The sequence below is a fragment of the Qipengyuania huizhouensis genome, from assembly GCF_019711635.1.
In the GTDB taxonomy this organism is placed as follows: Bacteria; Pseudomonadota; Alphaproteobacteria; order Sphingomonadales; family Sphingomonadaceae; genus Qipengyuania; species Qipengyuania huizhouensis.
The window spans coordinates 259,085-282,915 of the sequence record NZ_JAIGNT010000001.1 but is presented as its reverse complement, the minus strand read 5'-3'; the positions used below and the strand labels follow the sequence as shown (position 1 = coordinate 282,915).

Here is a 23,831-nt window from a genome sequence, read left to right as displayed (position 1 = left end):
TCCCCGATCAGGCCGCCCTTACATGCTGCAAAAATTCATCCACTTGTCGGCGCAGCACGCTTGCCTGCGATTCCAGCGAAGTGGCGGAGCCAAGAACCTGGCTGGCTGCCGCCCCTGTCGCGATGCTGGCTTCACGCACCTGCACGATACTGGTCGAAACCTCGTCGGTCGAACGTGCGGCAAGGTCGATATTGCGCGCCAGATCCTGGCCGGCGACGGACTGCTGATCGACGGCGCTGGCGATCGAGATGGCAGTTGTTTCCAGCTGCTTGATCTGTTCCCCGATCGAACGAAGCGCTGTGATGCTCGCGCCGGTCGAATCCTGCATGGCATGGATCTGATCTGCAACTTCTTCGGTCGCCCTACTCGTCTGGGCCGCGAGTTCCTTCACCTCGCTTGCCACGACGGCGAAACCGCGCCCCGCTTCGCCGCCGCGCGCTGCCTCGATCGATGCGTTTAGAGCGAGCAGGTTGGTGCGCTGGGCGATGGACTGGATCAGTTCAACGATCTGCCCGACCTGGTCCGCCGAAGAAGCAAGGGCCGAGATTGTTTCGTCTGCGGTTTCCGCATCGTCCGAGGCCTTGCGTGCGAGCTCCGCCGAATGGGACGCCTGGCGACTGATTTCGCCGATCGACATGGCGAACTCGTCCGATGCGGCGGCAGCCGCGGTTACACCGCCAGACGCCTGCTCCATGGCATTCGTGACTGCTCCGCTTTGGTGGGTCGCCTGCTCCGCCGCGGCAGCCATGGAAGATGCGGTGTCCTTGAGCTGGCTCGAAGCTGCAGCGACACCGTGGACGACCTCACCCACCGTGCTTTCGAACTGCAATGCGAGACGCTGAAGATCCTGTCCCCGCTCGGCGCGCAATGCTTCCTTTTCGGCCGACATCTTTTCAAGGCGAAAGGCGGCACGCAGGAATACGTGGAGCGAACGGGCCAGGCCGCCCAATTCGTCCCGCCGTTCGAGACCGGGGATCTGAATCGACTTGTCACCCGTTGCCAGACGTTCCGATGCGTCCGTCAATTCGCTCACCGTACCGGCAATATCGCGCGCAATAACGCGCGTCGAAAGCAGGATTGCGACGATGCCAATCAGCGCCACGGTGACGAATGCCATGAACAGCCAGATTATGGTGTTCTCACCGGCGGCATCACTGGCCTGTCCGCTGCGAAAGAGATCGGTTTTGAATTGCCTGGCCAGAGTGCTGAACGATTCCCCTTCTGCCAGTGCGGCCTCGGCCAGTGCCCTCCGACTGGCCTCGTCAATGGCAGACTGCTGCCGTGCGAGGGTCCCGACGAGATTGTCGAGCGCATCCCGCAGATGCCCGATAGTTTCGGATTGTGCGGGGGCGACGAGACGCGCACCGCGCTCCAGGGAATTGAGATCCCGGCGAGCTTCTTCGAGACTGGACCCGGCCGATACCAGAGCGGAGCCATCGGCTGAGTTCGCGAACCGCTGCATATGTAGCAACGCTTCGTCAGTGTTGGACTTGAGCTCGGTCGACAGGATCAGCATTTCCGAAATCTGCATGCGTTCCTGCCGCAGTTCGATGGCTGTCCAGCCGCCGACAACGATAGAAAGCAGAATAAAGACCACTGCGCCGATATTGGCGAAGGCGACCAGGCTGAGTTTGCTCCCGATCGACAAATCGGCGAACTTGCCGCGGATTCCTTCGCCGCCTTTGCCGATATCGGCCAGAATGGCGCGATCCTCGGCGATTTCATCCGAGTAATATTTTCCATTATCCGTCTCGGCTGCGCCGAAGTCGCCGGTCATCGCGTTCATGCTACCCTGACCTCCCAGTTATTATCGCCATCACCTGCGGCGGCGGTCGCATCGACCTTTTTCCCGAGATGTTGCCTGATCTCATGAGCCGGCATGGCCTTGAAGTAGAGCCAGCCCTGAATCTGATCGCAACCGGCCGCGCGCACCATGTCGGCTTGTTCCAGCGTCTCCACCCCTTCGGCGGTTACCGACATCTTCATGGCCTGCGCCATGGTGATACTGGACAACATCATGGCGCGGCTCGACTCATCCTCGGATGCCTGCACCACCAGGCTGCGGTCGAGCTTGAGTTTCTGAAAGCGGAACTGACGCAGGAAGCCGATCGAAGCGTAGCCAGTACCGAAATCGTCGAGCGCGACGCTGACACCGAAACCGCGAATGAGATTGAGGCTGCGCTCGGCCACCACCGGGTCGAGCACGAGACAGGTTTCCGTAATTTCGAGCTCGAGGCGTCCAGGGTCGAAGCCGGTTTCTTCCAGAATATGTCCGAGTTGGATCGGGAATTCGGGGTTCCGGAGCTGTGCCGCTGAGATATTGACCGACAGTGTAACTCCCTCCCATTCGAGCGCATCGCAGCATGCTTGCCGGAGTACCCAAAGGCCGATCGGATTGATCAGGCCGGACTCTTCGGCGACAGGAATGAAGGTATTGGGGCCGACAACCTTGCCGTCGGGACGTTCCCAGCGCAACAGGCTCTCTACCGAAACGATCTCGCGCGTCCTGCTGTCTACCAGCGGCTGGTAGTGCATCGTGAACTGGCCCGTTGCGAGTGCCTGTCGCAGTTCGTCGTCCAGCTGTTTTATCTGTTCCCGGCTGCGATCGAACGCTTCATTGAACCATGTGCAGCGCATTTTTCCGCCCCGCTTGGAGGCATACATTGCGACATCTGCGCGGCGCAGCATTTCGGATGACGGCAATTGCTGCCCCGGAGCGTTGCGGGCGAGACCTATGCTGGCGCCGAGCGTGAGACGCCGATCGTCTATCTTGACCGATTTTGCCAACCGCTCGATTGTTCGGCGGCAATGCCCTTCCAGCAGGGTGCCGGCCAGTTCCCCGCTCATCAGGATGGCGTATTCATCGCCCCCAAGACGATACAGGCCCGCCTCTTCACCGCAGATGTTGCGGATGATCCGGGCGATTTCCTTGATTGTCGCGTCGCCCAGAATGTGTCCGTAGTGATCGTTGATGATCTTGAAACCGTCAAGATCGACGATCGCCAGAGCGACCTCCTGATCAGGTGACATGATCTCGGAAATGTCGCGATGAAGCGCGCGGCGATTGGGCAGCAATGTCAACGGATCGCTGTTTGATAGCCTTTCGAGATTCCTCAAATGCCTGACGCCCATGACGGCGAAGCTGCCAATACTGGCGATCAAGGCGATGAAGCCGCCACCAAGTATGGCATTGATCGAACCGACACCTAGCTGCGGCCCGAAAACGGCCAGCACCGCCGTGACGCTCGCGATACCAGCAAGCGATGCGAGCGGCGCGAAGATCATCATGCGCGTGCTTTGCTGCGCCTTGTCGGAATGTGATCGCACGCAAGTTCCCTTCGATGGCGCGGTCAGATCGATGTTCCCAATCGCTAACGCGCATTCGCTAATTAACGGTAAACTCTATATTTACCTTGCTTGCGGCCCAGGCTTCATCAGAGCCCGTGTCCGGACGAAAACGTTCCTCCTCCGGCCAGCGCGTTATGAGGGGATAGATTGCCGGAAGCATTCGGAGACCCGCTTGCTGCCTTCAGCACATACATGGCCGAACCACAGGACGCAGGCTCGAACCGATCGGTTTGGCCGACCACTGTTTCGCCAGCGCCGAGCATGAGAAACCCGTCGGATGCAATGCCGCCAGCGAGCCGCTCGAACGCGTTGCGGCGAGTATCCGGATCGAAATAGAGCAGGCAGTTGCGGCACATGACGAGATCGAAACGTCCCGGTGCAGGGGGAAAATCGAGAATGTTGCGCTGTTCGAAGCGGGTCATCGACAGGATCTTTTCCGCGACCTTCCACCCTTGCGGGGTTTCCGAAAAGAAATTGAGCATTTGCGCAACCGAAATGCCGCGCTGGATCTCGAACTGCGAGTATGTCCCGGTGCGGGCCTGTTCGATCGCCTTGCCCGAAACATCTGTGCCGAGGATTTCGATCGTCCAGTCCGCCCAGCGCCCCGGTTGCTCGCAGAAGATCATTGCCAGGCTAAGGACTTCCTGCCCGGTCGAGCAGCCAGCCGACCAGATGGAGATTTTCCTGGTCTCGGCGCGCTTTTTAGCCAGTTCGGGAAGGACGAAATTCGCCAAAGTCGAAAAATACGCGTGATCGCGAAAAAAATAGGTTTCATTGTTCAGCAGCGCTTCGACCACCCGGGTGGCAAGGCGATGTTCGCCCGGACGCTCGAGCATGCAGGCGAGCTGATCGACGTTTTCGATCCCGAACTCGCGAAACAGTCCTGAGAGTGCCGACGAGATCCTCCAGCGACGGCTTTCGGACAATGTTTGTCCGGTACGAGCATTGAGGAGGTCGGCGATGATGTCGTGAGATGCGTCCTCTAGCGCCATGCATCGGCTCCGACGCTGGCGATAACCTTGTCCGCCAGCTCGGCAGGGGGGGCCACCGCGGTGGCGAGGCCGCGTTCGGTGATGTCGCGCGGCATACCCCATACGGCGCAGGTGTCGGCGCTCTGGGTATAGATCGAGCCGCCGGCATTGATAATCGCGTCCGCCCCTTCGGTACCGTCGCGCCCCATGCCCGACAACAGGATACCGGCCACCTTTCCCTCATAGGCTTCTGCGAGGGTTTCGAACATCGGATCGACGGAAGGTGTACAGCCGCTCTTGACCTGATTGTAAGCCAGCCCCGTGACGTAGCGCGAGCCCTTGCGGCGTATTACCATGTGGCCATGCCCCGGTGCGATAACGATCCGGCCGCGCGTGATCTCGACATCCTCGTCGGCGAGGACGGCCTCGCGGCCTGCGGCCATTTCCATCTGTTTGGCGAATACCGGAATGAAGCTTGCGGGAAGATGCTGCGTGATGAGGATGGGAAGGTCGAAATTCTTCGGAATCCGGCGCAGGAACAGGTTGAGCGCATGGATGCCTCCGGTCGAAGCCCCGATTGCGAGAACCTGCGGTTTCTTGCCAGCGCGGCGCTGGGCCGGGCGGGGTTCTGCGCGTTTGGGTTGTTCGTAAGGCGCGAAACCCTTTAGCGCGCGGATCTTGCCGAGCAGCTGTTCGCGGTAATCGTCGTTGAAGCCGCCCGGAAGTGGTTTGAGCATGGTGTCGGCGGCACCCATGCGCAGTGCTTCAACCGTATGCTCCGCTCCCGCAGCCGTGAGCGACGAAATCACCAGCACCTTGGTGCCCGGCGCGGCTTTCAGCAACTTGGGCAAGGCCTCGATCCCGCCCATTCCCGGCATTTCGAGATCCAGCAGGATCACGTCCACCCGATGGTTTTCGAGTTCCTGCAAGCCGCGTTCCGCCGTGCTTGCGCTGGCGACGATCGTCATGTCGTTTTCCCGCTCTATCATGCGCGAGAAGACGGTCCGCACGGTAAGCGAATCGTCCACCAGCATTACGCGAACGGTGGCGGGCGAGAAATTCTCGCCAGTTTTAATCGCTGCTGTCGATCGGAGAGCGGTGACCACGGCTCGAACCCTTTCGGATCAGGCCATGCCGACGAGCTGGAGCTTGATCTGCAGGGTTTCGTGGTCGAATGGCTTCATGACGTATTCGTCGGCGCCGGCGCTGATCGCTTCGCGGATGTGCGCAACGTCGTTCTCAGTAGTGCAGAACACCACCTTGGGCTTGTCGCCGCCATCATGCTTGCGCAGCTGGTGGATGAATTCGATGCCGGTCATCACGGGCATGTTCCAGTCCAGCAGCACCACATCGGGCATGTTATCGAGGCACTTGTTCAGGCCTTCCTGGCCATTTTCGGCTTCGTCGACCGAGAAGCCCAGTGTTTCGAGGATGTGGCGCGACACCTTGCGGATGACGCGCGAATCGTCGACGATTAGACAGGTCTTCATACTTCGTGATCCCTTATACTAGCCTGCCCCTTATAGGTGCAGGCGGTAACCAATCGCTTAAGCGGCTTCCCGCATTGGTCCGCAAATGAGGTTGGCAATCTCCACGAGCAGCGTTGGGCCGCCATCGGTTTCGACCATTCCGCGGGCGGCGCGTTGCCACCCTTCGCCGAAGCCGCCAGGAACGGCGACCGGCTCGCTGCGCGCTTCGCCCACGTCGTGCGCTTCTTCGACCAGCAGGGCGTAAAGATGCCCCTCGACCTCGACCACGGCAGCTCGATTATCGAGCGATGCACACGGCGTTTCGAGACCGAGCGCGAGGGCGCAGTCGATGACGGTCAGTGCCTGGCTCCGCAGGGCGGTGAGGCCGAGAATAAAGTCGGCCGTGCCCGGAATGGGAGTGATGGCCTCGACCTCGATCACTGACTGGACTTCGATCGCAGGAATCGCCGCTCGGCGACCGGCGATGGTGCACATGAGTAGCAATTCGTTCATGCCGCCCTCCCGGTCCGGATACGTTTGAGCGCGGCCAGCAGGCCGTCTCGGTCGTAGCGGTAAATGGTATCGTCCCCCGCATCCTCCGGATCGGGACGAAGTCGGATAGTCGCGCGTGCGCCCTGAAGAGATTCAGTGCCGTCTTCGGCCAGGGCAATGGCGAGATCGGCCTCGCAATCGTCCTCGTCCGTAGCGATCCTGTACCCCGCAGCTTCGACCAGCGGCTCGAGGATCGTGCGCGCCCATTCGCTTTCGCCGGGGATACGGCAGGTCAAAATGTGTTCGATTTTCCTGGTCGCACGGTAGCGGGAAAATACAGCGTGGCCATCGAGCAGCGGAATCGGCTTGCCTCCGACTAGTGTCACGCCTTCGATCGAACGGTCGGCTTCACTGGGAACGACATCGTCCGTTATATCCGCGGCGTCGAGCACTTCCTTCACGATGTAGACCAGCTCGCGCTCACCGTCCGAAAGGCGCAGCAGGCGGCAACGGCCGTCGGGCAGGGGACCGGTATCGTGGCCGGCCAGCGTCACGATCTCGCCATCGATGACTGCCTGGGCACGCTCGCCCTCGATGTCGATCGCATCCCGCGATATCGTGTCGATCCGTCGGACGAGTTCGAGACGCACCGCGCGGTGGCGTCCGTCGAGACCGGCGAAAAGCATGACCGGCACGGCTTTGCTCTTCTTCTGGCGTTCGACTTTCTCCGCTTCGACCGCTTTCGTGCGGACGCCGCCGACCATTCCGCGCATCTGAGCGATGGAGGGCAGATCGATGAGCATCATCGGTCGTCCGTCGTCCAGCAAAGTCGTTCCCGCATAGAGACGGGTTTCCATGATGGCCGGAGCGATAGGCTTTACCACCACGTCCTCGTGGTCGAACACGCGGTCGACCGCCAGGGCGAAAATATCGTCGCTGGCAAGCCGCACCAGGACCAGTGTCTTTTCTTCCCAGCGGCAATGCGCAGTATTTTCAATGCCCAGCACTTCGCCGAGCGATAGGCAGGGCACGCGCTTGTCACGGAAAGTGACCAGGCGGCGGTCGCCAGCCTGTGCGAATTCGACGTGGCTCGAATTACCGAAGACGATCTCTTCGACATAACTGCGCGGAATTGCATAGCGCTGGTCGCCAGAGCCCACCGTCAAAGCCGCGATAATCGACAACGTCAGCGGCAGTTGTAGGTGGAAGCTCGTACCTTCACCGAGCTTGCTGGACACCTCGATCGAGCCGCCGACGCGTTCGATGTTGGAGCGTACGACATCCATGCCGACACCGCGGCCAGAGACGGAGCTGACCTGTTCGGCAGTCGAAAGGCCGGGTTCGAAGATCAGGTTCTGCTTCTGCTTGTCCGACATCTTGTCGATCTCGGAACGGGAATAGAGACCGTTCGCGATGGCCTTTGCCGTGACCTTCTCGATATTGATCCCGCCACCATCGTCGGTGACGACGAGACTGATCTGGTTGCCCGACTGGCGCGCGGCGAACTTGAGCGTGCCGATTTCGCGCTTGCCTGTCTTGAGGCGGGAGGCGGGTGTTTCAATCCCGTGATCGATGGCGTTGCGAATGATGTGGGTCAGCGGATCGCGGACCATTTCGATCATTTCCCGATCGAGCTCCACCTCGCCACCTTCGAAATCGACCATGACCTGTTTGCTAAGCTCGTTGGACAGGTCTCTGACCAGACGGGGAAGTGACGAGAAGAGATGTTCGAGCCGCTGCATGCGCATCCGGGTAATTGACGTTCGCACATCGGCCAGAATCGCCGAGAGGCGTTCGAATGGGCCGTCAATAGTTGGTTGTTCACCCGCTTCGCGCAACCGCCGGGCGAGGTCGTTGCGCGCAAGGACCATATCCGACACGCCCTTCATGACCTCGTCGAGGAGGTCGACCGGCAGGCGGATCGAACGCTGTACAGCTTGGCGCGGAGCCTTGCTGGCTGAATTATCGCTATCGTCCTTCGTAGTTGGATCGACGACTGCCTCTTCTACGATCTCGAGATCGCTCTGCACTTCGATTTCGGCGTTGGGGCTAAGCGCGGCAATCAGGACGTCGTCATTGCCTTCCGAGAATTCTTCGCCCGCTTCGATAGAGTCAGTCATTTCGGAAATGCGGTCGATGATCGCAAGTACTGCGTTTACCAGCGAACTGTCGGGTTCACGCCTGCCTGCCCGGCATTCGGCCAAGGCGTCTTCGGCAGCATGGCTCAGCTTTTCGAGGCGAGGGAAATCGAAGAAACCGCAGTTGCCCTTGACGGTGTGGACGAAGCGGAAAATCGTATCGATGCGCTTTTTGTCCGACGGATCGGCTTCCCATGCGACCAGCTCGGTGCCGCTTTGCTCGAGCATCTCGCGCGTTTCCGCGACGAAATCGGCCAGCAATTCATCCATTGGTCGTGGACCCCCAAGTTCTTGTCGGGACCCGCTATGCAGGAGGATGGTTAACGTTTCGTTGGAAGCGGTGAGGACTTTTCTGCCGTACTCCCGAGCACTCGCCAAACTACGAGGGCTGCAAGCGCGCCGCCCGCCAGATTTGCGACCAGCTCGGCGGCATATATGGCTTCTGCACCCCAGTTAGCCCGGAGCAACCAAGCAAAGGGTACCATGACGAGGAAGACCCGTGCGGCGCTTTGGGCGAGGGCAAAAGAAGCACGGTCGACCGCGTTCAGGGCTCCATTCCCTACGATGAGCAGCCCAAATCCGGCATAGCCCCAGACGGATATGGCGAGATAGCGCGAGAACTCTTCGATGACTTGCGGATTATCGGTGAAGAAATCCGCGAACCAGTCGCCGAAGGCGTACAGGATGACGGCGATCGCCATTCCATAAGCGAGACAGAAAACACCCGCCCAGTACATGGCGCGCCGTGCGCGATCGGCGCGGCCTGCTCCCCAGTTCTGGCCGATTATCGCGCCGATCGATCCCGATAGGCCGAGCAGGGGAACGACCGCGAAGCTTTGCAACCGGCCAGCGGCACCGAAGCCAGCAATGGCCGCTTCTCCCTGGCTCGCGAGTAGGGCGGTCAACACCGAGAGGCCGATGGGGTTGATAGCGTTGGAGAAAGCCGCCGGTCCCGCCACGCGCAGGATGGCTTGGCTAGATGCGCCGAAATCGCACTCGCGAATTCGCTTGGGATTGATGGATAGAGGCGTTCTGCCAATGAAGGCCAGTGCAATAAGGCACGCGACTGCGTAGCCGATGATCGAAGCATAGGCTGCGCCAGCTACGCCGTAACCTTCGAAGCCGAAGGCGCCGGTTATCAGGATCGGGTCGAGTACCCAGTTCACTGTCGCATAGGTTATCGATATCATCGAGACGTAACGCGCCTCGCCCTGGCCTCGCAGCACGCCGCCAAGACCCATCTGCAGCAATAGAACCGGCAGTCCCAGCGCGAATGGTTGCATGTATTCGAGGATCAGCGGCATCAGCGCCTCACTCGCCTGCATCAAGCGAAACAGGGGACCAAGCAGGACGAAAAGCACCAGTCCCAGCACGATGCCAATACCAAGCGCGAATACCGCCCCAAAATTGGCGCGGCGTTCTGCGCGGTCGATGTCCCCTTCGCCGAGCGCACGCGAAATGACCGAGTTGATGCCGACCATCACGCCGACGCCGAGACTGGAGAGCGCTATGGTGATGGGGAAAATGAAACTCACCGCAGCGAGTTCGGCCGCCCCCAATTGCCCGATGAAATAGGCATCGATCAGCCCGACCGACATGATCGCGGCCACACCGATGATCATCGGCAGGGTCTGGGTAACGAGATGGCCGCGTATGCTGCCGCGGATCAGTTTGGCCGTCTCGCTCATCGCTCGCGGCGCTAGCGGGGCGGGGCGCGATTTGGAAGCGTCGATTTGACCTCCTGCATCTTGCTCCAGCTACCCTCTCCATGCGATAGAGGTTTCAAATAGAGACTTAGGAGAGAATGCGATGGCCACGCAGATGAAGCCGAAATTCGAATGCAGCGAAGAAGAATGGAAGGTCCGGCAGGATCTCGCCGCATGTTACCGCATCTTCGATCATCTCGGCTGGGGCGAAAGCATCTACAACCATATATCCGTGGCCGTGCCGGGAGAGAAGGACACTTTTCTCATCAACCCCTTCGGCTTGCTGTATGACGAAGTGACCGCTTCGAACCTCGTGAAGATCGATGTGGAAGGCAACAATGTCGGCCAGTCGCAATATATGGTCAACAAGGCCGGCTTCACCCAGCATGCCCATTTCCACAAGCACCTGGGCGAACGGGCAACGGCCATCTGCCACGTTCACACGACCGCCACCATGGCGGTGTGCAGCCACAAGAACGGGTTGCTGCCGACCAATTTCTATGCCTGCAATTTCCAGGGGCAGATCGGCTATCACGATTTCGAAGGCGTGACCGTTCGTGCCGAGGAGGGCGATCGGCTTGTCGAGAACCTGGGCGACCATTCCATCCTGATGCTGCGCAATCACGGGCCGGTGGTGATGGACAAAACCATTTCGGGCATGTTCGTGAAGATGTGGGCCTTGCAGCGTGCCTGCGAAATCCAGGTGGCAACGCTGAGCCAGGGCGAACCCAATATCGTCAAGCAGGAGGTGGTCGACGTGCACCAGCGCGACCTCTCGACCATGCAAACGCAGGGCGGGGCCGGGCTGTTCGATTTCGAGGCATGGAAGCGCCGCGTCTCGAAGATCGACGACAGCTGGAAGAGCTGAGACCTCTCGACTTTTCCTGCAATTGAGGCAAAGGCGCCGCCATGTCGCGCATGACGGTCAACGACCGCCCGGTCGAATTCCTGATGGATCCGGAAACGCCCTTGTTGTGGGCACTGCGCGATGCCGCCAACCTCACAGGAACGAAATACGGCTGCGGCAATGGCGATTGCGGATCCTGCATGGTCCATATCGATGGCGAGGCGTTACGCAGCTGTCTCGTCACGATAGCCGAGGCAGAGGGGCGGTTCATTACTACAATCGAGGGTCTCTCGGGTGATCGCTCACATCCTGTGCAGCAGGCTATGGTGGCGGAACAGGCTATCCAGTGTGGTTTCTGCACGCCGGGGATCGTGATGGCCGCTGCGGCACTTGTGGACCGCAACCCGGCGGCAAGCGAAGAGGAAATCAAGGCCGCCATCCCCAATATCTGCCGCTGCGGCGTCTATCCTCGTCTCGTACGTGCGATCCAGCGAGCGGGAAGGGTCGCGCGGCGGCAGGAGCGCATCAGCGCCGCGCCAGCGCCCGGTATAAGTGCCGAAGATGCAGCGCAGGAAGTTCCTGCGCTCAGCGCACCGGACGAGAGCCCGACACGCGATTGAGATAAGACGAAAAATGGCGACCGTCGCCGGCCGCCATTTTCATTTTCTGCCATTGAGCGTTACATTTCGAGACGGACCCCGATCCGCGCGCTGAAGGGATCGGCGGGCTGGATATTGTTGTCGCCGTGTGCGCTCGGGTAATAGGTTTCGTCGAAGAGGTTCTCGACGTTGAGTTGCAGGCTCAGCTTTTCGTTGACCGTGTAGAATGCCGCCGCATCCACACGCCAATAACTCGGCAAGACCACGTCATTCGAGAAACTTGCGAACTGCTCCGACTGGTGAATTACGCCGAGACCGAGACCGATCCGGTCGTTGAGATCGAAGCGGTTCCATGCACTGATCGAATGGCGGGGCAACTGCTGGAGGCGCTGGCCGGCATCGCCAAAGGCATTTTCATTGAGCAGTTCGCCGTCGAGATAGGTGTAGCCAAGGTTGGCCTTCCAGAAGTCGGCTATTTCACCAACCGCGCCAATCTCGAAACCTTCAGCGCGGCTTTCGCCAGCGAGGACTGTCAGCGTCGGATCGGTCGGAGATGGTGCCTGAATGTTGGTTCGCTCGAGACGAAAGATCGCGGCGGTGACCAGCACTTTGTCGAGGGGTGCCCACTTGGCACCGATTTCGTAATTGGTGAACTTCTCTGGCTCGAACTGCGCATCACCCTGCGACAAAATGAAGAACTGGTCGCCCGCCTGCGGCAGGAAGCTCTGCGAATAGGAACCGTAGAGCGAGAGATCGGGCGTTGGCTTGACGATCAGGCCGAAGCGAGGACTGAACTTCTCGTCGACACGGTCGGCCTCCTCACCTCCGAGCAGATTCTCGGTCTCGAGGTCGAAACGGTCCCAGCGAACCCCTCCCACCAGCTCGATGTAATTGCCGATTTCGAGCTGCTCCTGGATATAGAACGACAGGGTCTCAAGGTCGCTCCGATGCGAGCGCGACACCGGATTCAACTCGAAGGGCGGGATGAAAAGGACGTCCGTCAGCGGTGTTTCGTTCGGACGGAGCCCGTCTACTCCGTCAGCGCGGGTGAAGTTCACGGTGCGGCGCTGGTTGGCCGAATCCTGTCGGCTGGCTTCCATGCCGACGAGAAGGGTCGAAGCGAGGTTTGGGCCGAAGCCGGCTTCCCAGACGAGGTTGGTCTGCCCGATCCAATTGGTGCGCTGCTGTGCGTCCTCATAGCCGCCGAGGAGAACCGTTTCTCCATTGGTGCTGGAGGGGACGATGTTCGCATAGAGCTTGTCGTAGTCGGCGAACTGAACAGTGGCATTGGCGCTTAATCCGCCGTTGAAATCGTGTTCCAGACGGACGCGGCCGATGTGGACCTGCGCCTCGGCGCGATTGAAGTCGCGGTCACCGAAGAAAGTGCTGTCGTACTCTTGAAGCGGACCGGTGCCAAGAGCAGGCACCCCGCGGTCGGTGACGCGGCTGTCATCGTCATAAGTGTAGCTGGCGACCAGCGTAGTGTCGGGGCCAAGCGCTGCGGTCAACGTGGGTGAAACACCGATGAAACGACCTCCGTAAAAGTCGCGGTCGTTGTCGAACTCCTCATAGGTCGCGTTGAGGCGAAGCGCCAAAGCTTCCGAAACCGGCTGGTTCACGTCGGCCAGCAGAGCGAAGGCGCCGAAGCTGTCGACCGACGCTTCGCCGCTGATGGCTGATGTCCATTCAGCGCGCTTGGCCACGCGGTTGATCGCGCCGCCACCGGCCCCGCGACCGAAGATGAGCGCGTTGGCTCCCTTGAGCACCTCGACGCGCTCGATGTTGTAGAGCGACCGATAGTATTGCGCGTCGTCGCGCAACCCGTCGATGTAGAAATCGGCGCTGGTTTCCTGCCCGCGGATGAACACTTCGTCACGGTGTCCCTCGCCGGTTTCCATGCTGATGCCTGGCACATAGCGTAGCGCGTCGTTCAGCTGGCGGACCGCCTGATCTTCGAGTTGATCTTCGGTGATGAAAGCGACCGACTGCGGTACGTCGATCAAGGGAGTCGGGGTCTTGGTAGCCGTCGATCCATCATCGGATCCGTATTCTTCTGCGCGTTCACCCTTCACGATGATGTCGCTCGGCAGATAGTCCCGTTCGGGCTGCGTCTCTGTCGTGGTGTTGGCTGAGGCAGGCGTTGCGAAGGCTGTTCCGCAAAGCAGGAGGGCGGCGATGGAAAAAGGCTTCATGGATTCTTCCGTTCTTGCGAATGACTGGTAAACTCGCGAGCCTGCTATTGAGAGTTATTCGCATTTGCAAGCCCGATTGTGGGACTCGGCAAATAAAAATCGCAAGTGGTTCTTTCTCTCATCGCAACGGTCGATTAGCGAGGCTCCAAAGGAGACCTGAACGATGAAAGCCACGATCTGGCACAACCCGAAATGCGGCACTTCGCGCAAGACGCTCGCCATCCTCGAGAATCTTTCCAAGGTCGAAGTGGAAGTGATCGAATATCTCAAGAACCCGCCGAGCAGGGAGAAACTCGCGCAACTCTATCGGGATGCCGGCATCAGCCCTAACGAAGGCCTCAGGCTTCGCGGCACCGACGCCATGGAGCGCGGCCTGCCCGATGCCAGCGCCGACGAAGTGCTGGAAGCGATGGTTGTCGATCCGATCCTGATCGAGCGTCCGCTGGTCGAAACCGACAAAGGGGTTCGCCTTTGTCGGCCACAGGATACGGTCCTTGATATCCTCTAGCCGGTGCTGCGGGTGAGGGCGCTGTCCTTCTGCAGCGCGTTCCACCCGTAGATTAGTACGGCCGAACACAGGGCGGCGATCAATCCGAACCCCAGCCAATCCGAATGACCGTAGAGCCACACGCCGAGCGCCGGGGCGTAAATGAAACTAGCTCCGGCGACCGAAGCGGTAATGCCCGAGGCCTGACCTTGCTCGGATCGCGTGACGGCGAGAGACGTACCTGCCGTACTGCCCGGGCGGAACAGCCCAAAGCCCAGCGAAGCGATTGCATAGGCAAGCGCGATCGAATGGAGATCATCGGCAACGCCCAGATATACGACGCCTACAGCTGCAACGGCAATGCCTGACAAGGTCGCCGCTCGTGGTCCCAGGTCCAAACGGGGGATCAGTCCCCATTGTGCGAGCAGGGTCGCGATGGCCCCGCACATCAGCACCAGCCCGACCGGACCGGTTCCTTCTGCAGGGGTTGCGCGCAGGCCAAGCCTGTCAAGCACGAGAAAACCGATAATCCCGAGAACCATCGCTTGCGCATGCCCGCCGAGCAGGCCGACTGTGACCCAGGGTCGCAAGCGCGGCTCGAACCACCGTAGCCTGTGCGGATCGACATCTTCCTCGTCTTCGTCTTCCTGCGGCACTTCGTCGGACCGGACGTTGGAAGTCGATCCACTGGTGTAAGGCGCGTCGTAGGTGCTGCCGCGTGCCTCGAATTGCGGTTCGTCGTTCGGCAGCCTCAGTCGCAGCGCGGTAAGCGTGAGCAATCCGATCAGCGCGAAAATGATGAAGGGGCCGGTCAGACCGACAAAGGGCAGAACCATCAGAGGTGCCAATGCGGGTCCGATCACCGTGCCGAGACCGAAACTCGAAGCAATCAGCGAAAGCGCCTGCGTTCGCTCGGCGCGTGGCGTGCGGCTGGCGACATAGGCCTGCACCGCAGGCGGCGCTGCGCTGCCGAAGCCGCCGTAGAGGCTGCGGGCGATTGCAAAGGCGATGAGCGCTGCAGTACCGCCAAGTACCCCGAGCAATCCGAGCCAGAGAGCGAGGCCGCACAGCGCCATCGAGGCGATAAAGCCGATCAATCCCACCGCCATCATGGCTTTGCGACCCCGCCGGTCCGAGCGCTCCGCCCAGAGTGGTGCACAGATCACCCACAAAAGAGCGGACCAGCTGTAGGCCAGGCTTATCCAGACGTCGTCTATCTCCAGCGCTGTCCCGATCGACGGCATGACCGATTGCATCGCGGTATTCCCGGCCGCAGTCGTCAGCATCACTGCGAACAGCAGCGTCATACGCTCGCGCGAAATGCTTTTCGGCCGCGAAGGCGGCGGTGACTTTAGGGTATTATCGGCGTCGGCTTCAGCCATAGATTTCTCCGCTAGGCCTGTGGTCCTGCGCTTGCAATGCTCCGTGCTCCCTGCCAAACCCGCCAACCTTCCACCGGGTTGCAAAAGGTAAATGACTTGAGCGGACAACAGGGTATCGGTGTGATCGAGCGACGCACTCTGAAAGGTCGCGCATCGCGGCTGTTCGGCCAATGGGGCGTATTCTTCAAGGGCTTCCTCGAAGAACCGAAAATGGTCGGCTCGATCATTCCGTCATCGCGCTTTACCATTCGTAAAATGCTCGCCCCGGTCAAATGGGACGAATGCAAGGTCTTCGTCGAGTATGGTCCGGGTGTCGGCACCTTCTGCCAGGCCATACTCGACCGGCTGCCGCGCGATGGACAACTGATCGTTATCGATACCAATCCGCTTTATATCGACTATCTCAAGAAACACTTCCGGGACAGCCGCTTCAGTGCGGTTCACGGATCGGCTGCGGACGTAGAGGAAATCGTCAGGGCGCACGGGCACGAGCGTGCCGATTATGTGCTTTCGGGCTTGCCTTTCTCCACACTTCCGGACGGCGTCGGGCCTGCCATCGCCGCGGCGACCCACCGCGTAATCCGCCCCGGCGGGGCTTTTCTCGTTTACCAGTTCTCTGCCAAGGCAAGAGATTTCATGGAACGTCATTTCGACCGGATCGACAGCGGATTTGAGCCGCTGAACGTGCTTCCCTGCCAGCTGTTCTGGGGCTGGAAGGAGGCGGAGGCTTAGTCCCCGCTTGCGGTATTTCGGTCGGCTGACGTGCTGTGAAGGCGCGTCAGCTGGGTATGTATCGCTGCCAGGACGCCGGCAAAGAATAATGCCAGCAAAGCGTTCATCAGACTGGCGCTGATCGCCTGGCCAAAGCTTTGTACCTCTGCCCCGCCCATAGCGAAGAGAAGTGCGAAGACCATCGAGACGATAGTCGAAATCACAATATAGGCGACCAGCAGGAGGAAGTAGAAAAAGAACAATCGCACGCTGTTACCCTTGGTCAGGTGCCATGAGCGGGTAAGAGCGGAAACCGGATTGAGTTGACCGTCGATTGCGATGATCGGTGCAGCGATTGAGAGTTTGGTCAACACGTAGGCGACGACAACGAGACCTGCGATCCCTCCGATGATTGCAAGAGGCGTCAGGCCGCTGGCTACTGGAAGCCCGATAAGCAGGAAGATCACGATGGCGAGGATGACCGCCTGCAACAACTGTGCCGCAATATATGACAGAACGGATTTGCCCCCGGCCGAGATGGCTTGCCCAACGGTAGGGCTGGCTCTCCTCTTCAGCAGCGCGAGCATAGCAAGCAGACCGATGCCCTGTACGATGCCCAAGAGCACCAGGGCCCACCAGTAACCGGCGAACATTTCGTTCGCCATAGCTTCCGTTTCGGGAGAGGATGGATCGAACTGGCCCATCGTTAACTCGGCAAGGCCCGGAATCCAGAGCAGAGCCGCAGCATAGGGGATGAAGTAGAACACCCCGGCGACGACAGCCAGCAAGCTGAAATTGTCGCGCAAAAGGCGCGTTGTATCTTTCCAGGCGGTGTCGAGATCGAATTTCATCGTGGCTCCCCTCGGATATTGGCTCTTGATAAGCGTGAACACAATCGCCACGCAATCGCCGATGTCCGTCCCGTTCCCCGAAAATATCGAATGGCGTGCCGAAGAAGGGCAAATCCCCTATCGCGAAGCGCTTGCGACGATGGAAGAGCGCAATGCGGCGATCAGCGATGGTGAGGCCAAAGAACAGATCTGGCTGCTCGAGCACCCCCCGGTCTATACTGCCGGTACCAGCGCCGACGGCGCGGAATTGCTCGATCCGCGCTTCGAGGTCGTCGATGCAGGGCGGGGTGGCCGGTATACCTATCACGGTCCGGGCCAAAGGATCGGTTACCTGATGTTGGACCTGAAGGCGCGCGGACGCGACGTGCGTTGCTTTGTGCATTCGCTCGAAGGCTGGGTCATTGCTACCCTGGGTGACCTGGGGGTGGAATGCTGGCGCAGTGAAGGCCGGATCGGTATATGGACCCGTGATATCGACGGGCGCGAGGCCAAGATCGGTGCGATCGGCGTGCGCGTGCGGCGCTGGATCACCATGCACGGTTTCTCGGTAAATATCGCGCCGGATCTCTCGCATTTCGCCGGCATCGTCCCCTGTGGGATCGAAGAATTCGGCGTCACTAGCCTCGAGAAGCTCGGTCTCGATCTTGTGCCATCGGCTTTCGATAAGGCATTGAAGAACCGCGCAGGCGATTTCCTCGCCGCGCTCGAAGGAAAGGCCTGCTCGCTGCCATGATCCGATTGTCTATCCTTGCCGTCATGTGCATGGTTCTGTCAGCCTGTGGAGACGATCCCGCTCCCGGCGAGCAGAACGATGCCGCCCGCGATGCACGCGGTGAAGTACTTGGCGGGACGATAAGCGACGACATGTTGCCGCTCGACACCGTGCGTTCGCAATCGCCCCCATTGGTCGAGAATCAGGAAGGTGACGATGACACTTCCGCTGCCGCAGCCACTGAGGAATCGGCTGCTGCCGAGCCTCCTCCCACGGATGAACCTGCACCCGAGGTAGAGCCGGAAGCGCCGGACTCAGAAGCAGAGGAACAATCCGACCCGGCTAACTCCTGAGAGTCGGGGCCGGGTCGGATATCTGATCCGGATCACACCGTGACGGTTTCACCGGTCTCGGCCAGTGTCGGATAATCGATGTAACCTTCGGGTCCAGGCAGGTACCAGCTTTGCGGCACGTTCACATTGGGCTGCAATTTGGCACCATTGCGGAAGCGTTCGGGAAGATCGGGGTTCGATATGAAATCCCGGCCCCAGCTTACCGCATCGCAACGTCCCGCCTCGATGTCGGCCACGGCCTGCTCGGGCGTGTAATCGCTGTTGAGGATGAGCTTGCCCGAGTAGATCGAGCGAATCAGCGGGCTCTGCTTGGGCACATCGGTCGATCCGAAGGTCCCTTCGGGCCCCGGCTCGCGCAGTTCGAGGTGATCGAGGCCGAGTTCCTCAATTACCTTGGCGGCTGCGCCGAAAGTGGCTGCAGGATCGCTGTCGTCGCATCCCTGCGTTTCACCATTGGGCGATAGGCGAACGCCCACGCGCTGTGCGCCCCAGACATCTGCCAGCGCAGTCAGAACTTCGCGCAGGAAACGTGTCCGGTTTTCGGGGCTGCCACCATATTCGTCTTCGCGCAGGTTCGTGCTGTCGCGCAGGAACTGGTCGACGAGATAGCCATTCGCTCCGTGGAGCTGGACGCCGTCGAAGCCTGCCTTTTTCGCGTTCTCGGCAGCATGGCGATAATCCTCCACCACGCGGGTGATTTCGTCCTTCGAAAGCTCGCGCGCCGCTTCGTAATCCTTGCGTCCTTCGAAGGTGTGGGCGTGTCCGGGGGCCCTGGTCGCGCTGGCCGATACGGGCGGATTTCCTCCAAGGAAGTCCGGATGGACAAGGCGTCCCATGTGCCACATCTGGAGAACGATCTTGCCGCCTTCTTCGTGTACTGCTTCGGTTACTTGTTTCCAGCCTTCGGTCTGTGCCTCGCTCCAGATGCCGGGCGCTGCCGGCCACCCCAGGCCTTCGACACTGATACCCGTGGCTTCGGTAATGATCAGGCCTGCGCCGGCGCGTTGGCGGTAATATGTTGCCATCATCTCGTTGGGGATCGATCCCGGCTGAGTCGAACGGCCACGGGTGAGCGGGGCCATGAATATCCGGTTCTTCGCCTCGGTGGCGCCGAGGGTAAGCGGTTCGAACAGTTTTTCGTGCATGGAGGCGTAGTCCTTTTTGGCTGGCCTTGTGTGACGCAAGAGCTAGGGGGCGGGTATGGGCGAGACAAGCGCAGAGCCGGACAAGAATGGCTTTCAGGCCAGCGCGTGGCACTTCGCCGCGCTGATAGCTGGCAACGCTGCCCTGGCGTTGGGACCCTGGCTGGTTAGGCTTGCCGACACCGGTCCGATCTCGGCGGCATTCTGGCGCCTGCTCTTGCCTATTCCGATCATTGCCCTGCTGGCGTGGCGGGGACGGGCGCCCGGTCCGATGGACGTCCGGCTGGCGCTGTTGGTGGTCATGGCAGGCGTGTTCTTCGCGCTGGACCTTGCGAGCTGGCATATCGGCATCGAGCAGACACGGCTGGGGAATTCGGTATTGTTCGGCAATTCTGGCAGCGTCATCCTGATGATCTGGGGTCTTATCGCGCTGCGCCGGGCTCCGTCCTGGCGCGAGGCGGCTGGCGTGGTCGCTGCCCTGGTCGGCGCGGCGATACTGCTTGGTCGCAGTCTTGAAATTTCCACCACTTCATTCGTCGGCGATCTGCTGTGTCTGTTTGCCGGTGTGTGCTACGCCTTCTACCTGCTTCCCGCACAGCGCGCGCGGGCGGTACTGGGACAGTGGAGCGTCCTGTTGCTCGTCTGCATTGCCGCGTCTCCCCTATTGCTCGGAATGGCGGTCTTCGCTGGTGAGCCGATCTGGCCGGGCACAAAGGGCTGGACGCCCGTGCTGCTCCTCGCCCTGTCCAGCCAGATCATCGGCCAGGGGCTGCTGGTCTATTCACTCCGCAACTTCCCACCGCTGATTATCGGCATGGCGCTGCTTACGCAGCCAGCCCTTGCGGCGACTGTCGGGTGGCTGGTTTTCGAGGAGGTGCTGGTCCCTCTGGATATCGTGGGAATGGCACTGGTCGCAGCGGCATTGATGCTGGCCAAGAGCGCGCCGCCACCGCGGCTGGCTAGCGTTCGATCCGATTGAGAAAGGTCTGGTAACGGGCCGCCACAGCATCGAGCTCAGGTCCGACGAGATGTTCGTGAGCCTGCTGCGCGAGGAGTTTGCCCTCGACTTTCAGGATAGCGCGCCTGGCCTCGTCGTCGAGCGTGGAAGCGGCGTCTACAAGTGCATCGAAAGTGACCAGCGTAGCGATACGATTGGTTGCAACCCCGCTACGCATTGCGCCGAATCCGCGCTCTACGAAATGGGAGAAATCGTCTTCAAGCAGTACTAAATGGGGCTCGCTACCGTTCTTGGCGAAGCTGCGTGTGAGGTTGCGTCGGGCCAATTCTGCCGTAGCAGCGCCCAGCCAATGGACCGCAGTTACAGCAGTGAACGGATCATTGATCCCGGGCGATAGTGCTCGCAGACCGATTTCCACCAGCTCGTCGATGAGGAATTGCATGTCCTGAACAGGTGTACGCATACTCCCGAGTGTGAAGGCGTCGCGAACGTCTTCGTCGGGACAGTTTGCTGCCACATCCATGTCTGCCCAGTATGCGAGCGGCACATCGGGATGAACGAAGTCACCGGTTCTGACAGCCAGTTTGAGCTTGCCGTTCTCGCGCTGGGCGAGCTTCTCAAGATTCGAGAAATCAATGGCTTGTACATAGCCGGTGTCAGTGGCCCTGACAGGGGTGCCCTCCAGTACAGAATGCGCCCTTTCTCCCCTGTTCTTATCCGGAAACCGGTCCCTGATGTCGTCGAGCAGCCGTGAGCCAATACCTTTCAGAACGGTGTTGATCCGGATTGAAGCAGGTATGTGATTGAGAAAGTAGACCAGAACCGCAACTGACAGCATCATCAGGACGAAGGCCACAAGTAGCGATAGTTGGGGCACAAAGCCCGGCATGATAGCCTCGGCTGCATTATCGATGGTCGCGGGCACCTCGTCCTCTGCCCGCACGGCCCTCAGGACGGTGATCGCGTAAACGAAAGTGCCGATAAAAGTCGCGAGGCTGAACTGGTTCCCCCGGTCTTCCATGAAATTGGTAAGAAGGCGGGGGCCGTAATTGCCGCTGGCATAAGCGACCGCAGCAATAGTGATGGAAAACACGGTAGAGGCCACGCCGATCATCGTGCCGGCAATGACGGTAAGCATGTTGATCGCACCATCGGGCCGCGCTGGCTGGAGCCAGGTGACATCATTGAGGAAAGATGCCCAGCCGCTGCGATCGAGCCAGAGCGTAAGCGTTGCCAGCAGCAGTGCCGCTATCGACAGGAGTGCTGGCAGGAACCAGTAGCTCGCATTAATGTCGTGCCATAGCTTCATCAATCGAGCGGTCATGCGATACTCTGCGTTCTGGGGGCGGGTTGGTCGAAACGGGTACACGCGCCTGCGATATTCTTGCGATCGCATTCCTGCTCGGTATTGGCAATCGCGTGATCCCGCAATTCCTCTCCCCAGTGGCTCAGGATTCCGGTCTGAAGTACGAAGGTGCGCACTAGCGGGACGGCGACCAGCCTATGGATCGTCCAGTCGCGAATGCCCCTGTCGTTGCGGATAAGGGCCTAACGTGGAAGACGGGGAATAGTGCCTAGACCCTACCCAGATCGCCCTTGCCGATGGTTCCGCTAGCCATTTCGAGCATTCGGTCGAGGCTCTGTTTGGCCTTCAGGCGCAATCCTTCTTCAATCTCGATCCGTGGTTCAAGCGTGTCGAGGCATTTGTACAGCTTCTCCAGCGTGTTCAAAGCCATGTAGGGGCAGATATTGCAGCTGCAATTCCCATCCGCGCCTGGCGCACCGATGAAGTTCTTTTCTGGCAGCGCCTTTTCCATCTGATGGATGATGTGCGGCTCCGTCGCCACGATCAGCGTGTCGCCTTCAAAAGTTTCCGCAAACTGCAGGATGCCGCTGGTCGAACCGACGTAATCGGCATGTTCGACGATGGTAGGTGGGCACTCAGGATGCGCGGCGACAGGGGCGCCGGGGTGCTGCTGCTTCAGTTTGAGCAGTTCGGTTTCGCTGAAGGCCTCGTGCACGATGCACACGCCCGGCCAGAGGAGCATTTCGCGATTGAACTTGCGGCTCATGTAACCGCCAAGATGCCGGTCCGGCCCGAAGATGATTTTCTGATCCTCCGGGATCTGGCTGATGATCGTCTCCGCACTGGACGATGTGACGATGATGTCGCTGAGCGCTTTCACTTCGGTCGAGCAATTGATGTAGGTCAGCGCGATATGATCGGGGTGCTTTTCACGAAAGGCTTTGAATTTTTCCGGCGGACAGCTGTCTTCCAGGCTGCAACCTGCGTCCATGTCCGGCAGAACGACTATTTTTTCGGGGCTCAGGATTTTTGCCGTGTCGGCCATGAACTTGACGCCGCAGAAGGCGATGACATCGGCATCGGTTTCCGCTGCCTTGCGGCTGAGCTCCAAACTGTCACCGACGAAATCGGCAAGGTCCTGGATCTGCGCGGTCTGGTAATAATGCGCGAGGATGATCGCGTTCTTCTCCTTGCGAAGGCGATCGATCTCCGCGAGCAGGTCGGTGCCTGTCGGCAGGCTGGTTTCGGCGGTCATAGTTTCGTCCCGTCTGATGGCTTTGCGGCGCTTATAAACAGAACGAGCAGCGAGGCGAGGGGGTTCCTTCGCTCGCGATTACATCGAAAAGCCGGGAGGCAGGAATGCTTGCATCGGTCGTTCGGCACCCGCGCTGCCGAGAATGACCCATTCGGTAAAGGCATAGCCAAGCGGTGAATAGGCCAGCAGCATCGATCCGACGAATGTCCCCACTACTATCCCGGTGCCCCACCAATAGGCCGGATGTATCTGGCCCAGGGTACGCTTGTCCGCGATCATGCCAATGATCGGGAAGATCAGCGTGACGCAAAAGGTAATAGTCCACGCGTTGGGGATCAGCAGCGGAAGAGGCAAAAGTCGTCCTATTCCGGGTCCCGTCAGGATACTCATGGAAACCAGCATCAGCCGACGATGCCAGCCATTGTAGCGTTGTCGGCGCAGGGCCCACCAGGTCAATCCGCCGAAGGCCAGTAACAAAGCGAGATTACTGACGAGAAACTCGTTCACATCGAAGAAGAACGGTCCGCCCGTACGGCGGGCCACCACGATCATGATCATACATCCTGCAAGGACCACGGCCGGAACCCAGAAATAGGCCAGCTTGCCGAGCGAGGAATGCAGCTGCCAGTTTTGCGCAGAAGCGGTGACATGCTGGGCAAGATAGAGAACGATCCAGCCCATGAAGATCAGCGCATGGACGTGATAGGCCAGTGGTGCATCGAAGCTGGATCGCCCCATTGCCAGATTGAGCGTGAAGCCCGCCACGATGACGAATCCCATGACAAAGGCCATGATGGTGAAGAAGCGCGTGTTCCCACGAATTGCAGGAATCTGCGGCGCAGCGGCAGTGGCCATACCCGTAACCTCCCCAAAAACGAGCGACCACCTGTCCTTATGCAATCATCGAATATC

22 protein-coding genes are annotated in these 23,831 nt (G+C 59.9%); 7 read left to right on the top strand and 15 right to left on the bottom strand.

What is annotated here, in order from left to right; genetic code table 11:
- Nucleotides 1-7: 7 nt before the first annotated feature.
- From K3180_RS12840 to K3180_RS01315, 8 genes are all read right to left on the bottom strand, one after another.
- On the bottom strand, nucleotides 8-1,786 hold the full coding sequence (locus K3180_RS12840; RefSeq protein ID WP_247710218.1) for a methyl-accepting chemotaxis protein: 1,779 nt from the start codon (nucleotides 1,784-1,786) through the stop codon (nucleotides 8-10).
- Nucleotides 1,783-3,327 (bottom strand): putative bifunctional diguanylate cyclase/phosphodiesterase, encoded by a 1,545-nt coding sequence (locus tag K3180_RS01345; RefSeq protein ID WP_345719408.1) that lies wholly within the window; start codon nucleotides 3,325-3,327, stop codon nucleotides 1,783-1,785. The genes K3180_RS12840 and K3180_RS01345 overlap by 4 nt, the downstream gene beginning before the upstream one ends.
- 107 nt (nucleotides 3,328-3,434) lie before the next feature.
- Nucleotides 3,435-4,340: a CheR family methyltransferase gene (locus K3180_RS01340; RefSeq protein WP_247710217.1), complete on the bottom strand. Its 906-nt coding sequence runs from the start codon at nucleotides 4,338-4,340 to the stop codon at nucleotides 3,435-3,437.
- Nucleotides 4,331-5,425, bottom strand: a complete 1,095-nt coding sequence (gene cheB / locus K3180_RS01335; protein ID WP_345719407.1) for a chemotaxis-specific protein-glutamate methyltransferase CheB — start codon at nucleotides 5,423-5,425, stop codon at nucleotides 4,331-4,333. Before cheB ends, K3180_RS01340 begins: the two co-directional genes overlap by 10 nt.
- An 18-nt stretch (nucleotides 5,426-5,443) precedes the next feature.
- A complete protein-coding gene (locus K3180_RS01330; protein WP_221537855.1) occupies nucleotides 5,444-5,809 on the bottom strand; it encodes a response regulator in 366 nt (121 codons plus the stop codon).
- 57 nt (nucleotides 5,810-5,866) lie between these two features.
- Nucleotides 5,867-6,301, bottom strand: coding sequence for a chemotaxis protein CheW (locus K3180_RS01325; protein ID WP_221537854.1), 435 nt, complete (start codon nucleotides 6,299-6,301; stop codon nucleotides 5,867-5,869).
- Nucleotides 6,298-8,688: a chemotaxis protein CheA gene (locus tag K3180_RS01320; protein WP_221537853.1), complete on the bottom strand. Its 2,391-nt coding sequence runs from the start codon at nucleotides 8,686-8,688 to the stop codon at nucleotides 6,298-6,300. Before K3180_RS01320 ends, K3180_RS01325 begins: the two co-directional genes overlap by 4 nt.
- A gap of 50 nt (nucleotides 8,689-8,738) precedes the next feature.
- Nucleotides 8,739-10,106, bottom strand: coding sequence for an MATE family efflux transporter (locus K3180_RS01315; protein WP_221537852.1), 1,368 nt, complete (start codon nucleotides 10,104-10,106; stop codon nucleotides 8,739-8,741).
- 121 nt (nucleotides 10,107-10,227) lie between these two features.
- Here K3180_RS01315 and K3180_RS01310 point away from each other — a divergent pair, with 121 nt between their 5' ends.
- Together K3180_RS01310 and K3180_RS01305 are read left to right on the top strand one after the other, a co-directional pair.
- Nucleotides 10,228-10,992 (top strand): class II aldolase/adducin family protein, encoded by a 765-nt coding sequence (locus tag K3180_RS01310; RefSeq protein ID WP_221537851.1) that lies wholly within the window; start codon nucleotides 10,228-10,230, stop codon nucleotides 10,990-10,992.
- A gap of 41 nt (nucleotides 10,993-11,033) precedes the next feature.
- Nucleotides 11,034-11,591, top strand: coding sequence for a (2Fe-2S)-binding protein (locus K3180_RS01305; RefSeq protein WP_221537850.1), 558 nt, complete (start codon nucleotides 11,034-11,036; stop codon nucleotides 11,589-11,591).
- A 59-nt stretch (nucleotides 11,592-11,650) separates the two neighbouring features.
- Here the strand turns inward: K3180_RS01305 and K3180_RS01300 are convergent, their stop codons facing one another.
- On the bottom strand, nucleotides 11,651-13,762 hold the full coding sequence (locus K3180_RS01300; RefSeq protein WP_221537849.1) for a TonB-dependent receptor: 2,112 nt from the start codon (nucleotides 13,760-13,762) through the stop codon (nucleotides 11,651-11,653).
- Between the two features lie 163 nt (nucleotides 13,763-13,925).
- Between K3180_RS01300 and arsC the strand changes: the two genes are divergently transcribed.
- Nucleotides 13,926-14,270 (top strand): arsenate reductase (glutaredoxin), encoded by a 345-nt coding sequence (arsC, locus tag K3180_RS01295; RefSeq protein WP_221537848.1) that lies wholly within the window; start codon nucleotides 13,926-13,928, stop codon nucleotides 14,268-14,270.
- On the opposite strand, the gene K3180_RS01290 is transcribed toward arsC, so the two are convergent.
- Complete coding sequence (locus K3180_RS01290; protein WP_221537847.1) at nucleotides 14,267-15,631, bottom strand: MFS transporter; 1,365 nt, start codon at nucleotides 15,629-15,631, stop codon at nucleotides 14,267-14,269. The genes arsC and K3180_RS01290 overlap by 4 nt on opposite strands.
- A gap of 114 nt (nucleotides 15,632-15,745) precedes the next feature.
- Between K3180_RS01290 and K3180_RS01285 the strand changes: the two genes are divergently transcribed.
- Nucleotides 15,746-16,363, top strand: coding sequence for a class I SAM-dependent methyltransferase (locus K3180_RS01285; RefSeq protein WP_345719415.1), 618 nt, complete (start codon nucleotides 15,746-15,748; stop codon nucleotides 16,361-16,363).
- Here K3180_RS01285 and K3180_RS01280 read toward each other — a convergent pair.
- The gene (locus K3180_RS01280; protein ID WP_221537845.1) at nucleotides 16,360-17,193 is read right to left on the bottom strand and encodes a DUF7847 domain-containing protein; all 834 of its coding nucleotides are present in this window, start codon (nucleotides 17,191-17,193) and stop codon (nucleotides 16,360-16,362) included. The two genes, K3180_RS01285 and K3180_RS01280, sit on opposite strands and share 4 nt — an antisense overlap.
- A 61-nt stretch (nucleotides 17,194-17,254) precedes the next feature.
- On the opposite strand from K3180_RS01280, the gene lipB reads away from it, so the two are divergent.
- Together lipB and K3180_RS01270 are read left to right on the top strand one after the other, a co-directional pair.
- Nucleotides 17,255-17,926, top strand: coding sequence for a lipoyl(octanoyl) transferase LipB (gene lipB, locus K3180_RS01275; protein WP_221537844.1), 672 nt, complete (start codon nucleotides 17,255-17,257; stop codon nucleotides 17,924-17,926).
- Entirely contained in the window at nucleotides 17,923-18,258 is a 336-nt protein-coding gene (locus K3180_RS01270; RefSeq protein WP_221537843.1) for a hypothetical protein, read from the top strand. Before lipB ends, K3180_RS01270 begins: the two co-directional genes overlap by 4 nt.
- A 32-nt stretch (nucleotides 18,259-18,290) precedes the next feature.
- Here K3180_RS01270 and K3180_RS01265 read toward each other — a convergent pair whose 3' ends face one another.
- Entirely contained in the window at nucleotides 18,291-19,403 is a 1,113-nt protein-coding gene (locus tag K3180_RS01265) for an alkene reductase (protein ID WP_221537842.1), read from the bottom strand.
- Nucleotides 19,404-19,458: 55 nt separating this feature from the next.
- Between K3180_RS01265 and K3180_RS01260 the strand changes: the two genes are divergently transcribed.
- Nucleotides 19,459-20,379, top strand: a complete 921-nt coding sequence (locus K3180_RS01260) for a DMT family transporter (protein ID WP_221537841.1) — start codon at nucleotides 19,459-19,461, stop codon at nucleotides 20,377-20,379.
- On the opposite strand, the gene K3180_RS01255 is transcribed toward K3180_RS01260, so the two are convergent.
- The 3 genes from K3180_RS01255 to K3180_RS01245 form a co-directional block, all read right to left on the bottom strand.
- The gene (locus K3180_RS01255; RefSeq protein ID WP_221537840.1) at nucleotides 20,360-21,682 is read right to left on the bottom strand and encodes a DUF2254 domain-containing protein; all 1,323 of its coding nucleotides are present in this window, start codon (nucleotides 21,680-21,682) and stop codon (nucleotides 20,360-20,362) included. The two genes, K3180_RS01260 and K3180_RS01255, sit on opposite strands and share 20 nt — an antisense overlap.
- A gap of 250 nt (nucleotides 21,683-21,932) precedes the next feature.
- Nucleotides 21,933-22,919 carry a quinolinate synthase NadA gene (gene nadA / locus K3180_RS01250; protein ID WP_221537839.1) on the bottom strand — a complete coding sequence of 329 codons (987 nt, stop codon included), beginning with the start codon at nucleotides 22,917-22,919 and terminating at the stop codon, nucleotides 21,933-21,935.
- Nucleotides 22,920-22,997: 78 nt separating this feature from the next.
- The gene (locus K3180_RS01245; RefSeq protein ID WP_221537838.1) at nucleotides 22,998-23,774 is read right to left on the bottom strand and encodes a hypothetical protein; all 777 of its coding nucleotides are present in this window, start codon (nucleotides 23,772-23,774) and stop codon (nucleotides 22,998-23,000) included.
- Nucleotides 23,775-23,831: the final 57 nt, after the last annotated feature.